Consider the following 14919-nt stretch of genomic DNA (forward strand, 5'->3'; position numbering starts at 1 on the left):
TACACCGTCTGATATGCATTGCTTGTCATAGAAAATACATGGATCATAAAACTTCTGGGGATTGGCCACTGCCCTCCGGCGCCTGGTACGTCGATGACGCGGGCGCGTGGAGCATGCAGCGCAGCGCGGACGGCCAGAACGTCTCGCCCTTGGTGAGCCAGGCCGATATCGGCAAGCTGATGCTGGCGCGGCGCCTGCCCGCGGCGGCCGGCGCGCCCGTGCGGCAGTTTCCGCCCGAATTTGCGTTCGACCCCGCCTCGGGCGCGGCCTTGCAAGTGCCGCCCGAGGCGGCCGCCACGCCGTCCGGGGTGGCGCCTTGGGTTCCTCCTTTCGGCGCGCATCCTGTCAGCGATGTGCCGCCGGCCGGTCCGGCCGGCTTGCGCCAGGCCAGCGTACCGCTGAAGCTGGCTGACCAGCGTGCGCGCGAAGAGCATGCGCAAGCCGATGCCTCGCTGCCCATGCCGCCGCCCGGCGAATACGAATTCTTTTCCGCCCCGTTCGGCACCAGCGCGCCCGCGCTGCTGGCGCTCGACCCGCGCAAGGCCGTCCTGCACGCCTGGCTGCCCGCTTCGAAACGCTGGCTGGCGCTGGACCCCGACTATGGCAGCTTGCTGGCCGAATCGGACCTGGCCCACGGCGCCTGGCGCGCCGAGCTGGTGCCTGACTTCAATAGCGTGCTGGTCTTGCCGACCAGCCATGGCCTGGCCTGCATCCGTCCCGACGTGCCTTCGCTGAGCTACGTGGTCGAGCACGTGGGCGGCGCGCCGTGCGTGGCCGCGCCCGTCTGGTTCCAGAACCGCCTGTGGGCACCGCTGCGCGACGACGATGGCCGCATCCGCTTCGTCAACCTTGATGCGCAACAAAAGCCGGGCAGCGACGTGCTGCTCGACGGCGTGGTTGACCTGGGCACCGTCAGCGCCCCCGTCGCCTACAACCGCATGGCCGTGTGGCCCTGCGCCAACGGCCAACTCCGGCTGCAGTTGCAGCCGGACGGCAACGTGGCCGCTTCGTTTACGCCCTGGCCCGAAGGGCTGGTGCCGCATTTCGAATTCGGCAGCCCCTACCTGTCGCGCGACGGCGGACTGTGGCAGCTGTGCTTCGAGCGCAGCCGCGGCACCTATGTCTACGTGAAACTGGGTGCGCAGTCCGAGCGGGCCGACGCGCTGGCGCCGCGCCTGTGTTCGGGCAGCTTCAATTACCGCTTCGCCGCCAAGCTGAAAACGGCGCCGTGGGAAGAACCGGAACACGGCGACGATGGCGGCAAGAACCAGGCCGTCATGCCCTTGCTGGAATCGGGCGGGGGCAGCAGCGTCTTTGGCGTCAAGTTCGCCACCAGCGCCGGCCTGTCGAGCGTGCTGCGCTCGAGCGAGCGCCTGGCGGCCCAGCTGGTGCAGGACGACGAGTTGCGCGAGACCGTGTTCCACACGTTCGCCGTCAGCGAGCCGTGGCGCGTGCGCCTGTTTGTGCATGAAGGCATGCTGTGGGCCTACCACCCGCTGCTGTCGCGCATCGATGGCTGGGCCTTGCAGGCATGAAGGCGCGCTTACTGACCGTGGCTTGCGCCGCGTTTTTCAGCGCCGCCGCCGCGCATGCGGCCGGCATCCAGCAAGCGTTTCTCGTGCAAAACTCGGGCTGGATGGAGCCGTTCTACACGGATGAGCATTCACAGCTGAAAGCCCTGGTGGGCGCCGTGGCGCAGGCCGCTACAAACCCGTCCGACAAGGTCTACACCCTGGCCTTCAGCCAGAGCAGCGGCAGCAATGTGTCGCCAGCGCTGATCGGGCAAGGGCAGGGCGGCGCCGGCGTGGCGGGCCAGCTGGCCAATCTGGGCCTGGCGCGCAAGAGCGCCGGCGGCGCGCTGGCCGACACGGATTTCCAGGAAGCCGTGACCAAGACCATCACGGGTCCGTTCCAGTCCGCGTCCGGCATCGTGTGGATCTTTACCAATAACAAGAACAGCCCGAACAACGACAGCCAGACGGCCGAGCGCAACCGCGATTTTTACCGCTTGCTGCATCTGGAACCGTCGATCACCAAGACGGTGGTGTTTCCGCTGCGCATGCCCGTGCAGGGCAAGCTGTACAGCGCCAAGGGCTTGATGGTGTATGCGCTCGCGTACGGCCAGCCCGCGTCCGAGGCGTTGACCCGCATCCTGGCCGAGGGGCGGCTGTCGCAAGTGCTGACGCGTCCGCCCGCGCGCTTGAAACCGGTGGACCAGGATGCCGTGCGCATCGTGCCCCAGTCCGTCAAGAACAGCGCCAACGTGCATGCCAGCCTGGGCCGCGACGGGCGCACCATCGTGCTCGACGTCGATGCGGCGAACCTGGTGCCGCAAGTGGTGTTGCAGGCGTCCTTGCAAAACATGTTTTTCCCGTACGTGATCGACAGCGCCAGGGTGCACGCCAGCCTGGCAGGCCAGAACGCGCCGCTGCACGTTGCGCCAGATCAAATCCGCCAGCTGCAGCCGGGTGCCAGCCAGTCCGTGCAGGTGCAGTTTGCGTTGCCGATGGCGCAGATTCCGTCGCCGTGGTCGGCGCAGGCGATGGCCGCCATGGGCAAGCAGGTGCTGCTGCCCATGCAGGCGCAGGTGGGCCTGTCGGAACAGCGGCTGGCGCTGGCGTCCAGTTTTGGCAAGGATTTGCAGGAACTGTTTCCCGGCGATCCGATCTCCGGCATGTTCACGCCGCCCGACAGCGTGCGCGCGTCGCAGGCGACGATCCCGCTGCTGGTGCGCATCCAGTATCCGCTGCTGCCCGTGCTGGTGATACTCGGCGGTGTGCTGGCGCTCGTGCTGGGCTTGCTGGCGCTGGGTTTGCTGGGCACGCGCGCCACGCGCTACAAGGTGATGGCCGACGGTGTGCAGCGGCAAGTGCTGCTCAAACCCTTCAAAAGCGTGCAGATCCGCGACGATGACGGCCGCGACATCGGCGAACTCAAGCGTGGCCTGGGCAAGCCGGCCGTCGTGCGCGTGGCCGAAGGCCATACCCTGAGCCTGGCCTGATAACGATTTCCTTTTAAACTATTCAAATCCACCAGAGGCATACCATGGCGCAAGAGACTCCAAAAGACAACGCAGGCTTTACCTTGCCGGCCCCGGCATCCGCGCCACCGGCCGCCGATGCGCCGGGCGCACCAGCATCCACCACGGCCACCACCGAAGCTGCGCCCGCGTTGGACGCCGCCGCCACGACCGACACCTCGTCGCGCGACACCCTGATCGGCGGCGTCGTGCTGTTGCTGCTGTTCGTTGCCTTTTTCTTTGCCAAGAATGCCTATGCGAATGGCCTGGTGGCCAAGCGCGTGCCGCCGAACAAGGCCAATGCCTCGGGCTGGTGGCTGTTCATCTTCCTGGCCAGTCTGGCGACCGGTGTCGTGCTGGCGGCCGTGAACGCGCATAAATTCCTCGCGCCGCTGTTCATGGGACCGCTGGTGCTGGTGGGCCTGGTCGCGTTACTGTTGACCTTTACTTCCAGCCGCCGCTAAGCACACGCCGTTGCACGCATCATCGAAGGAATCACCATGGCAGAGAACCTGAACCAAACCATCACCGGCGGCGCCAGCGAGCGCAAGCAGGACAAGATCATCGAACTGCGCCCGACCCTGTTCATCGGCATCGGCGGCACGGGCATGCAGGTGCTGATGCGCGTGCGCCGGCGCATCCTCAACACCCTGTGGGGCGGCGCGGGCAACCGCACGCGCATCGAGGGGCTGGCCGACTTTCCCATCGCGCAATTCATCCATTTCGACCTCGACAATGGCGCCGTGATCGAAAGCGGCGAGTCGCAGGCGAAGGACTTGCAGTTCGACCAGGTGAAGTTCACGGACGATGACAAGGTGGTCGAATCGTTCGACATGGACAAGTACAGCCGTGATGAAGATTCCCTGGAAAAGTATCCGCACATCAAGGAATGGCTGCCGCTGACGCCGCAGCGCATCCGCGAACTGCGTTTCGACATGAGCAGCGGCGCCGGTCAGATCCGCGCCGTGTCGCGCCTGTATTTCTTCGACAAATACGCGAAGATCCGCGACAAGATCCGCTTGAAACTGAAAGCGCTGAAGGCGGGCCTGTCGCACGAGCGCCAGCTGGCCGAACTGGGTTTGCGCATGGAAACGAACCGTTTCCGCATCGTCATCGTCGGTTCCGTGGCGGGCGGCACGGGTTCCGGTTCCTTCCTCGACATGGGCTTGCTGGCGCGCTGGCTGGCGCGCAGCGAAGTGGGCGCGGCCGACGTGGAGCTGATGCTGTTCTTGCCGACCGGCTACACCAAGGCCAACAAGGACAGGGTCGAGGCCAACGGCTATGCTGCGCTGATGGAGCTGGAATCGGCGATGATGGGCAACAAGGGTTATGTGGGCCGCTGGGATGCCTACGACCGTCCGGAACTGACGCGCGAGCCCTACAGCGAGGTGTACCTGATCGATTCGGGCAACCTTGCGCAACAGCACACCAAGGATGTCAGCGACGTCTACCACATGGTGGCCGACTCGCTGTTCGAGGATTTCGCCTCGGCCGATTTCGCCCGCGCCAAGCGTTCGATCGCCGTCAACCAGGCGCAGCACAAGAACTCGCTGTACAACGCGCCCGTGCCGCAAGACCGCTTCGGCGACATGCGTTTGTATTTCTCGAAGCGCTTTTCCTCGTTCGGCATGGCCGTGCTCGATACGCGCCAGGAAGCGGCGCGCGACGAGCGGGCCCACCGCTGGGCCGGTGCCATGCTGCAAGCGTTCTTTGGCGTGGGCGGCACGGACGCGGGCGCCAACCGCGCCACGGATACGCAGCGCGATAATTTCCTCGCCGCTAATATGTTCCTGAAGGGCACGCCCTTCAGCGATTTCCCCGAGTTTTCCGACAAGAGCATCGAACTGAAGCGTTCCAGCGGCGACTTCATCGATTTCCGCGTCGTCGACGAATTGCTGGAAGACCGCCACGGCCACTTGCTGGCCGGCGTGGAAAACCGGGTCAATACGCGCATCAACGATATCCGCACGGGCTTCGACCGCAGCGAATGGCCGGCCCAGGTGCGCGACGCCATGAAGCACCTGGAACGCGACGCCGTGCGCGACCAGGATTCCACGGCCGACACGACGGAAGACCGCATCAGCAAGCGCCGCCGCGAAGTGCTCGACGACGTCAAGAAAGTCGTGCGCGACCAGTTGTATGGCTATCTTGATAATAAAGAATTCGGCGGCCTGGAATACGTGCTGTCGCTGGTGGAACAGATCAAGGACCGCATCGAGGCGCCGGGCAGCGGCTTGACGGCGCAGATCGGCGCGAATGCCGAGCGCTACCGTGAAATCAAGGAAGCCGTGCGCTCGCGCGAATACGAGCGCCTGCTGAACAACCTGGAACAGACGCGCAGCACCTTCGGTTTCCTCAGCAATGGCGAAAAGCAGGCGGGCGTGGTGATGGATCATTTGCGCACGGAAATGGCGAATGCGCTGAAATTCCATCTGCGGGCCAAAGCGGCGGACGAGTCCGTCATCCTGCTGGGCGAGCTGTCGCGCTGGCTGGGCAACCGGGTCGGCGTCGATGCGCAGGGCCGCGCACAGTGGAATGGCCTGGTGGGCGAGCTGCAAACGGGCCGCGAAGGCGTGCTGGCCATGCTGGCGGAACTCAAGACGGCCAATACCATCCTGCAAAAGGACCTGGACAAGGAACATGCGACCCTGATCGTCATTCCCGTCACGGAAAAAGACATCGCGCTGCCGTCGGCGGCCACCTTGCGCCAGTGGGCCGATGAAGCGTTCAAGGACATGGGCGGCTCAAAAGCCCTGTTCCCCATGCTGGGCGAACCGGCGCAGCGCGGTTTGATCCTGGCCAAGGTCACGCGCATGGCCGAGAACATGATCGCCACGGCGGGCCTGGCGGAAGGGGCGACGAGCACGCCCGACCCCCTGTTCGAGGCGCTGGAACAGATGGATGTATCCGAACGCCTGGACCGCTTCCGCAAGCTGCTGGCCTGCTCCATGCCCTGGATCGACGCCAACATGGCGGGCGACTTCACGGTCGTGTCGGACCAGTTCAAGTGCGTGATCGGCGTAGCCAACGCGGCCGCCTTCAAGGCGAAGTTCGGCGCCGAGCTCGAATCGTGCGTGCCGACCCAGGTGGGCATCACGGTGAGCCAGCTGGAAATCGTCGAGACGGGCATCCGCGGGCGCGCCGTCTGCTATTGCGAGCTGGCCGGCGTGCCGATGACGGTGCTGCGCGGCCTGGAAGGCTGGCGCACCAGCTACCGCAAGGAAGGCGACAACGACAAGGCGCCGACCCACACGCATATTGATCCAACGCAATTTACGCACCCGATCGCGCCCAATACCGATGAAATGAAACGCCTGGCCGAGGATTTCGGCGAGTTCCTGCAAGCGATCATGCTGGGCGTGCTGACGCGGCACACGGGCAGAGTCGTGCCGCCGGGCCAGTACCAGTTCGCCGTCGAACCGGGCGACCTGCGCCGCATCGGCAACGAACGGGCCATCCGCCAGAACGGCATGCCCGCCTCGTACGAGAAAAATATCGCCCTGCGCATCGAGGAAAAATTGACGGCGCTTGACGCCGTGCAGACGGCGGCCATGGCGGCGCTGGCAAAATACTATGAACGCACGGTGTATGCGCCCAAGCTGGTGGCGCAGGCCGATGGCTCGCAGCTGCCGTACGTCGGCTTTGGCAGCGCCATTTCCGCCGAGCTGGGCGCGCGCCTGCGCGAATCGGCGCGCCGCAAGGGCATGGCCAGCGATGAGCTCGACCGCACGGTGCAAGCCTTGCTGGGGCGCCTGAAGGAATGGGCGAACGTGATCGGCGACTCCGACGGCGACGCTTACGACTGGGAAGTGCGCGAGCCGGAAGCGGACGGCCAGCCCCGGTTGAAATATGCGATCAAGGGAGAAATGCTGGAAGCGGGACGCCTGGAGCAATTGCTGCGCCCGGCCAGCGCGCCGGCCGCTGGCGTGGCGCCGGCCTTCGGCATGGTGCCGCCACCGCTGGGCGGCATGCCGCCGCCGCTGGTGGAATACCAGTATTTCCTGGGCATAAACGGCCAGCAGCAGGGACCGTTCACGGCCCAGCAGATCGTGCAGTACGTGCAGGGGGGGCAGGTCGTGCCAGCCACCACCAAGGTGTGGCGCGCCGGTTTGCCGGCCTGGGCCGAGCTGGCCCAGTTCCCCGAGCTGGCGCCCTTGTTCCTCAGTGCGCCACCACCGTTGATGCCGCCGCCTCTGTGAACGCTGGAATGACGTTGGAATGAAGGATTAGTTTTGGATATCTGCAACAAATGCAAGACGGGCCTGTGGACCGTTGTCAGCCATTGCCCGTACTGCGGGCAGGCGCAGGCTGGCGCAGTCCAGCCAGCCGCGGCCGTGCCGCCGCCGCTGCCCGTGCAAGCGCCTGTAACAGCGCCTGTGCCGCCTGTGCCAGTATCGCCGCCTGTGGCGCCCAAGCCGCCGCCTCAGCCGGTGGCACCGGCGCCTGCGCCGAAAGCGCCGCCCAAGCCGGCTCCGGCTCCGGCTCCGGTCCCGGTGCCGCCGCAGGCCGCGCCGAAGCCCGTGCCGGTGCCGCTATCGGCGCCTGCACCGACAGTCCCGCCGCCGCCGCGCAAGTGGCTGCGCTGGCTGGGCGGCGCCGTCGTGCTGGCGGCCGTCATCGTCTACATGAATGGCAAGCCGGGCGGCAAGAGTGAATCGGCCTGCAATGACGCCATCGACAGTGGCTTGAAGCTGGTGGCGAATGGCAGCCTGGACGGCGCCCGCCAGAAGCTGGCGACGGCGAAAAATGTGTGTACGGGCAAGTCGAGCGCCAAGGCCGACGATCTGCAGGCGGCGATCGGCAAGGCGGGCTCTGGCTCGAGCGGCTGTCAGCGCGGCGTGCGCGCCATCGAGCGCAATATTGACGGCCATCAATTGCAAAGCGCCGCCAGGGGCATTGCCGCGCTCGACATCGATTGCGCGGGCGCTGCCAGCGTGGATTCCTTGCGCAAGCAGCTGGCGCGCCAGCAGGCGGCAGCCGCGTCCGTGCTGGTCGGCGTGCGCCAGGCGCTCGATGGCAAGGATGCGACGGCGGCTCGCAATGGCATCGCCAGGCTGGAAGCGATCGACCGCGAAGCGGTGGAATTGCCGCAGCTGAAGGCCGACGTGCAGGCGCTGTCGATGGCGGCGCCCGTTTCTGCCCCGTCACCGGCGCCGGCAGCAATGCCGGCACAGCAGGAACCGGCGCCCGCGCGCGCGGTCGAACGTCCAGTGGTGACCGAACGCCGTCCGCTGGAAACGTCGCCCGTCGATAGCGGCGCGGCCATGCGTAACGAAATGGCGCAATCATTCCTGCGCGATGCCGAGCGTTCATTGTTGGAAGGTAAGTTCGATGCGGCCAAGACGTATCTGGAAAGTGCGCGCCGCGTCGATCCGGGCAATGCGCGCATCGACAATCTGTCGCGCCGCATCCGTGAGCGCGAACGGCAAGTGCTGCAGACGGAAACAACGATCAATTAGTCATCCGGGAGTCACCATGCTGAATCACACCACCTTGCGCGCCGTCGCTGCGCTGACCATCGCGGCCATGCTGACCGGCTGCGCCACGTCGACTATGAGCCCGAACGGCGTGCGCCAGGACAGTTCCTATCCTCAAGGCGGCGCCCAGGCGGCCACGGATGAGGATCCGTGCAGCGTGGGCACGTCGGCGGCGGCCGGTGCGGCCGTGGGCGCGCTGCTGGGGGCGCTGGCGGGCGGCAAGAATGGCGCGCTGAAGGGCGCGGCCATCGGCGGCGGCCTGGCGGCGGCCGGTTGCCTGGCCATCAATGTCAATTCGCGCCAGACCAAGACGGCGGCGCAGGCGGACCGCGACTACATCCGTACGCGCGGCGCCTTGCCGCGCGAGCCGCAAGTGGTGTCGTACACGCCGCAGCTGAGCGCGTCGACCGTCAAGCGCGGCCAGCCGTTCAAGGTCAACTCCGTGGTGGAACTGGTCAACGGCAGCGCGCAAAGCGTCAACGACGTGCGCGAAGAGCTGGTGGTGCTCGACCCGCAAGGCCAGCCGTTCAAGTCCGGCTCGAAGGCCCTGGCCAGCAACAACAAATCGGGCGGGCGCTTCGAGAACTCGTTCGAGCTGACCTTGCCGGCCGGCGTGTCGCAGGGTGTGTATGGCGTCAAGACGAATTTATATGTCAACGGCAAGCTGGCCGCCACGCGCGACCTGCGCACGCAGCTGGTGATGCTGGACGACAATAGCGGCGCGGCGCGGCTGGCGCTGCGCTGATCGCCGTATGCAAATGCGTAGGTCGGATTAGCGGGGTAAAGCCCCGCGTAATCCGACAACACCACTAACGCCAACAATGTTGTCGGATTACGGCCCCTTGGGCCTAATCCGACCTACGCGCCGCCGGCGTATCCATGCTGGCGCCAGGCCTCGTAGACAACGACGGCCACCGTATTCGACAGATTCAAACTGCGGTTGTCGGGGCGCATGGGCAGGCGGATGCGTTGCTCTGCCGGGAAACCGTCGCGCAGGGCCGGGTCCAGGCCCTTTGTTTCGGAACCGAACACGAACACGTCGCCGGGCAGGAAGGCCACGTCGCCGAACGGGCGCGAGCCGCGCGTCGTCATGGCGAACATGCGGGCGGGGTCGGGCTGGGTATCGGCCAGGAAGGCTGCCCAATTCTTGTGCACCTTCATCTTCGCGTAATCGTGGTAATCGAGGCCGGCGCGCTTCATCTTGGCATCGTCGAGGGGAAAGCCCAGCGGTTCGACCAGATGCAGCTGCGCGCCCGTGTTCGCGCACAGGCGGATGACGTTGCCCGTATTGGGCGGGATTTCAGGTTCTACCAAAACAACGTGAAACAAAATGCTCTCCTTGGTCTATCTCTCATATATACAGCGAATTTAATGCGGCGGCGTGCGCGCCACCACCAATATGCTGACCCTGGCCGCCCCCGCGCGCTTGCAGGCGGCCGCCAGCGCGTTGACGGTATGGCCGCTGCTCATCACGTCGTCGACGATGCCGACATGGCATCCTGGCAATAACGCCGCATGGTCCGGCGCGATGGTGAACGCGTGCGCCAGGTTGGCTTGCCGTTCCTGCGGCGCCACGCCGCTTTGCGCCCGCGTCTCGCGCACGCGCAGCGCCAGCCGGGGCTGTAAAGGCACGTCCAGCAGGCGCGCCAGCGGGCGCGCGATTTCCAGCGCCTGGTTAAACCCCCGCTCGGCCAGCCGGGCCGGGCCCAAGGGTACCGGGCACAGCAGATGCGGCGCTTGCCACTCCTGCTGTTGCTGAATGGCAACATGCAGCAGTTCTGCGAACAGGGGCGCCAACGCCAGGCGCGCGCCGAATTTCAGCTGCAGCAGCAACTGGTCGACGGGCGCCGCATAGTCGAACGCCGTGACGGTGGCGTCATATGCGGGCCGCTGGCGCAAACAGCGCCCGCACAGTTGAGCCACCTCAATGTCAGCGAGCGGATTGGCGCACTGGCGGCAGCGGTGGCGCAGTTGCCCGCGTCCTTGCCCCAGGTACTGCGCGCGGCAAGGCGGGCACAGCACTTGCGGGCAACCGATGCCGCACAGCGCGCACTGGGCCGGCAGCACGGTGGCGCCTAGCCACAGTCGCAACGCCCGCCAGGCGCCATCAAATTGTTGCCGGGTGGCGGTCCGCATCGCGATGGCGTCGTTCCATGTACACTGCCGACATTATCTCACCTCACCCGATTCAACATGCCAGTTCCCACCAGTCCGCCCAAAATGAGTGCGCCCATCGATGCGGTGCAAGTACGCGATTTCTTTTCCCGTCCGGCGCGCGTCGCGCCGTCGGACTTCCTGCGCCGCGAAGTGTCGGCACGCATGCACGAGCGCCTGGAGCTGGTGAAAATCACGCCGCATCGCGTGCTTGACGCCGGTTGCGGCCCCGGCGCGGACCTGGCGCAGTTGCACAAGGATTATCCCGCCGCGCAGATTATCGGTCTCGATGCAGCGCAAGCGATGATGCAGGCGGCGCGCGCGCCCGCGTCGAAACTGGCCAGCCTGAACCAGTTCCTCAGCAAGTTGCTGCCGGCCAAGACAGGCGTGGATTTGTTGTGCGGCGACCTGGGCGACCTGCCGCTGGCGCAGGGCAGCATCGACCTCGTGTGGTCGAATCTGGCGCTGCACTGGCATGCCCAGCCCGACCGCGTGTTTGCCGAATGGCGGCGCGCGCTGCGCCTCGATGGCTTGCTGATGTTTTCCTGCTTCGGCCCCGATACCTTCCGCGAAGTGCGCGACGCCTTTGCCGAGGCCGATTTATATCCGCACGCCTTGCCCTTCGTCGATATGCACGATTTTGGCGACATGCTGGTCGAGACGGGCTTTTCCACGCCCGTGTTGGACATGGAGATCATCACCGTCACCTACGACACGGCGGAAAAACTGCTGGCCGACGTGCGCGCCTTTGGCGGCAACCCGCTCACCACGCGCCGGCGCGGCCTGATGGGCAAGGCGGCCTGGCAGCGCATGCTGGCCGCGCTGGAAAAGACGCGCCGTCCCGACGGCAAGCTGGGTCTGAGTTTCGAAGTGATCTATGGCCATGCCTTCCGTCCCGCGCCGCGCGTGACGCGCAATGGCGAAGCGATCATCCGCTTCGATCTGCCGCGCAAGCCTAAATAAAATGGCAAAGAAACCGATACTTGGTCGCATTCGCGCGCGATGTGGCAACTTGGCGTTGCAAAGCGCGCGGCGGCCGGGAGAAGGGCGCGCACAAAGCCGATTATTGCTTGATGGATTCAAGTTTACTTGATTATAATCGTTGATTGTTTGTCAGCTTGCTAATTGAAAAAAACAAGGGCTGCATACAAAATAAAAAAAACAAAGCGAGACTTATTCGAAGTTACTGCATTAGTATAGTAACCATCTTCCACACGAGGCCATTTCGATGTGGGGAAGAAAAACAGGGTTCCAGCATGGTTGCGCGCCGCCGTTTTTTGCTGCGGCAGCCAGCATGGAATTCGCTGGTGCTTGACGCACATGGCCGCATTCCGGCCGTGTTGCTTTCATGGAGGAGCGGCAGCGGTCCAGTACGGAGAAATCCGCAGCCGTTTAAAATATCATTATTTTTGGGTGGTTGGGGAAAACATGACACATGCAAAGCGACTTCAATCGTTGCTGCTCGGGCTGTCTTTGACAGCGTTTGGCATCGGGCGATGGGCCACGGCGGCACCGGCTGCCAGCACCTATCCCGGCACCGGCGGTCCCGTGCCGTTCGAAATGAATCTGCAACCGCCGGCGACACAGATCGCCCATGAAATCTACGATTTGCACACCCTGATGATGATCATCTGCCTGGTGATCTTCGTGGCCGTGTTCGGCGTCATGTTCTATTCCATCTTCAAGCACCGCAAGTCCCTGGGCCACAAGCCGGCCACTTTCCACGAAAGCACCACCGTCGAGATCGCCTGGACCGTCGTGCCTTTCCTGATCGTCATCGGTATGGCCCTGCCTGCCACGCGCACCGTGGTCGGCATGAAGGACACCTCGAACGCCGACATCACCATCAAGGCCACCGGCATGCAGTGGAAATGGGGCTATGACTACCTGAAAGGCGAGGGCGAAGGCATTTCCTTCCTCTCCAACCTGGCCACGCCGCGCTCGCAAGTGGGTGCGCCAGGTGCGCCGCCGACGGAAAAACGGGGCGAAAACTACCTGATCGAAGTCGACAACGAAGTCGTCGTGCCGGTCAACAAGAAGATCCGCGTGGTACTGACGGCCAACGACGTCATCCACGCCTGGTCCGTGCCCGCCTTTGGCGTCAAGCAGGATGCGATTCCCGGCTTCGTGCGCGACACCTGGTTCAAGGCCGACCATATCGGCACCTTCCGCGGCAATTGTGCCGAGCTGTGCGGCAAGGAACATGCGTTCATGCCCATCGTCGTCAAGGTCGTCTCCGCCGACGACTACAAGGCCTGGGTTGATGTAAAACAAAAGGAAATGGCCGCATTGGCTGATGATCCAAGCAAGGTGTGGACCATCGACGAATTGAAGGTCAAGGGCGAGAAAGTGTATACGGCCAACTGCGTGGTCTGCCACCAGGCGACCGGCAAGGGCGTACCGGGGGCATTTGCGCCGCTGGACGGCTCGGCCGTGGTGAACGGCCCGAAAGCCGATCAGATCCACGTCTTGCTGAACGGGCAAAAGAGCGGCAAGTATCCCGCGGAAATGCCGGCATGGAAACAGCTGTCCGACACGGAAATTGCCGCAGTGATCACTTACACGCGCAATTCCTGGTCGAACAAGGCCGCAGAGAACATCGTTCAACCAGCCGAAGTCGTGGCTGCACGCAAGTAATTAGGAGCCGCATATGAGTACGAGCACGAGCACCTTGGACCACGCCGGTCACGATCACGACCATGCCCACGACCACCCGACCGGCTACCGCCGCTGGCTGTTTGCCACCAACCACAAGGATATCGGTACGTTGTACCTGTGGTTCTCGTTCATCATGCTGCTGTCGGGCGGCGTGCTGGCCCTGATGATCCGTACGGAACTGTTTCATCCGGGCTTGCAATTCTTTCACCCTGAATTTTTTAATCAACTGACCACCATGCACGGCCTGGTGATGGTGTTTGGCGCCATCATGCCGGCCTTCGTCGGCTACGCCAACTGGATGATCCCGCTGCAAGTGGGCGCGTCCGACATGGCGTTTGCCCGCATGAACAATTTCTCGTTCTGGCTGCTGCCGCCGGCCGCGCTGCTGCTGGCCACGTCATTCCTCGTACCGGGCGGCGCCACGGCTGCCGGCTGGACCCTGTATGCGCCGCTGTCGACGCAGATGGGCCCCGGCATGGACATGGCGATTTTTGCCATGCACCTGATGGGCGCCTCGTCCATCATGGGTTCGATCAACATCATCGTCACCATCCTGAACATGCGCGCCCCCGGCATGACCCTGATGAAAATGCCGATGTTCTGCTGGACCTGGCTGATTACCGCGTATCTGTTGATCGCCGTCATGCCGGTGCTCGCTGGCGCGATTACCATGACCCTGACGGACCGCCATTTTGGCACCTCGTTCTTTAATGCGGCGGGCGGCGGCGACCCCGTCATGTACCAGCACATCTTCTGGTTCTTCGGCCATCCCGAGGTCTACATCATGATTCTGCCGGCCTTCGGCATCGTCTCGCAGATTCTGCCCGCGTTTGCCCGCAAGCCGCTGTTCGGCTATGCCTCGATGGTCTACGCTACCGCTTCCATCGCGATTCTGTCCTTCATCGTCTGGGCGCATCACATGTTTACCACCGGCATGCCGGTGACGAGCCAGCTGTTCTTCATGTACGCGACCATGCTGATCGCCGTGCCGACGGGCGTGAAAGTGTTCAACTGGATCGCCACCATGTGGAAGGGCTCGATGACGTTCGAAACGCCGATGCTGTTCTCGGTGGGCTTCATCTTCGTGTTTACCATGGGCGGCTTCACGGGCCTGATCCTGGCCGTCACGCCGATCGACATCCAGCTGCAGGATACCTATTATGTGGTGGCGCACTTCCACTACGTGCTGGTGGCCGGTTCGCTGTTCGCCCTGTTCGCCGGTTTCTACTACTGGTCGCCGAAATGGACGGGCCATATGTACAACGAGACGCGCGGCAAGATCCACTTCTGGCTGTCGCTGATCACGTTCAACGTGACCTTCTTCCCGATGCACTTCCTGGGCCTGGCCGGCATGCCGCGCCGCTACGCCGACTATCCGGCGCAGTTCACGGACTTTAATATGATCGCCTCGATCGGCGGCTTCGGTTTCGGCCTGATGCAGGTGTACTTCCTGTTCTTCGTCGTCTTGCCGACCATCCGCGGCGGCAAGGCTGCGCCGGCGAAACCATGGGAAGGCGCGGAAGGCCTGGAATGGACCGTGCCGAGCCCGGCGCCGTTCCACACGTTTGAAACGCCGCCGACCGTGAAATAAGGTATCGCGGGCCGGCGTGT

Annotated in this window: 11 protein-coding genes; 9 read left to right on the top strand and 2 right to left on the bottom strand. The window is 64.3% G+C overall.

Annotated features, from left to right (window positions below; all coding sequences use genetic code 11):
- The first annotated feature begins 38 nt into the window (after positions 1–38).
- Genes JAB4_RS05695 through JAB4_RS05720 form a run of 6 tightly spaced genes read left to right on the top strand, consistent with a single transcriptional unit; the run spans position 39 to position 9241 of the window.
- Positions 39–1535 carry a hypothetical protein gene (locus tag JAB4_RS05695; RefSeq protein WP_139143697.1) on the top strand — a complete coding sequence of 499 codons (1497 nt, stop codon included), beginning with the start codon at positions 39–41 and terminating at the stop codon, positions 1533–1535.
- Positions 1532–3001, top strand: a complete 1470-nt coding sequence (locus tag JAB4_RS05700; RefSeq protein ID WP_083287236.1) for a hypothetical protein — start codon at positions 1532–1534, stop codon at positions 2999–3001. The genes JAB4_RS05695 and JAB4_RS05700 overlap by 4 nt, the downstream gene beginning before the upstream one ends.
- Before the next feature lie 44 nt (positions 3002–3045).
- On the top strand, positions 3046–3483 hold the full coding sequence (locus JAB4_RS05705) for a hypothetical protein (RefSeq protein WP_070222572.1): 438 nt from the start codon (positions 3046–3048) through the stop codon (positions 3481–3483).
- Between the two features lie 36 nt (positions 3484–3519).
- Complete coding sequence (locus tag JAB4_RS05710; protein WP_083287237.1) at positions 3520–7218, top strand: tubulin-like doman-containing protein; 3699 nt, start codon at positions 3520–3522, stop codon at positions 7216–7218.
- A gap of 33 nt (positions 7219–7251) precedes the next feature.
- Positions 7252–8478, top strand: coding sequence for a hypothetical protein (locus tag JAB4_RS05715; protein ID WP_070222568.1), 1227 nt, complete (start codon positions 7252–7254; stop codon positions 8476–8478).
- A gap of 16 nt (positions 8479–8494) precedes the next feature.
- Complete coding sequence (locus JAB4_RS05720; protein WP_070222566.1) at positions 8495–9241, top strand: hypothetical protein; 747 nt, start codon at positions 8495–8497, stop codon at positions 9239–9241.
- A gap of 113 nt (positions 9242–9354) precedes the next feature.
- Here the strand turns inward: JAB4_RS05720 and trmL are convergent, their stop codons facing one another.
- Positions 9355–9825 carry a tRNA (uridine(34)/cytosine(34)/5-carboxymethylaminomethyluridine(34)-2'-O)-methyltransferase TrmL gene (gene trmL, locus JAB4_RS05725; RefSeq protein WP_070222564.1) on the bottom strand — a complete coding sequence of 157 codons (471 nt, stop codon included), beginning with the start codon at positions 9823–9825 and terminating at the stop codon, positions 9355–9357.
- Positions 9826–9864: 39 nt separating this feature from the next.
- Positions 9865–10587: a ComF family protein gene (locus tag JAB4_RS05730; protein ID WP_343216274.1), complete on the bottom strand. Its 723-nt coding sequence runs from the start codon at positions 10585–10587 to the stop codon at positions 9865–9867.
- A 102-nt stretch (positions 10588–10689) separates the two neighbouring features.
- Between JAB4_RS05730 and JAB4_RS05735 the strand changes: the two genes are divergently transcribed.
- The 3 genes from JAB4_RS05735 to ctaD all read left to right on the top strand — a co-directional run bounded on the left by JAB4_RS05735 (position 10690) and on the right by ctaD (position 14899).
- Positions 10690–11613, top strand: a complete 924-nt coding sequence (locus tag JAB4_RS05735; RefSeq protein ID WP_227742101.1) for a methyltransferase domain-containing protein — start codon at positions 10690–10692, stop codon at positions 11611–11613.
- A gap of 465 nt (positions 11614–12078) precedes the next feature.
- Positions 12079–13287, top strand: a complete 1209-nt coding sequence (gene coxB, locus JAB4_RS05740) for a cytochrome c oxidase subunit II (RefSeq protein ID WP_070222560.1) — start codon at positions 12079–12081, stop codon at positions 13285–13287.
- A gap of 13 nt (positions 13288–13300) precedes the next feature.
- Positions 13301–14899 (top strand): cytochrome c oxidase subunit I, encoded by a 1599-nt coding sequence (gene ctaD, locus JAB4_RS05745; RefSeq protein WP_034749009.1) that lies wholly within the window; start codon positions 13301–13303, stop codon positions 14897–14899.
- The last annotated feature ends 20 nt before the right edge of the window (positions 14900–14919 follow it).

The organism is Janthinobacterium sp. HH102 (assembly GCF_001758625.2).
GTDB lineage: Bacteria > Pseudomonadota > Gammaproteobacteria > Burkholderiales > Burkholderiaceae_D > Janthinobacterium.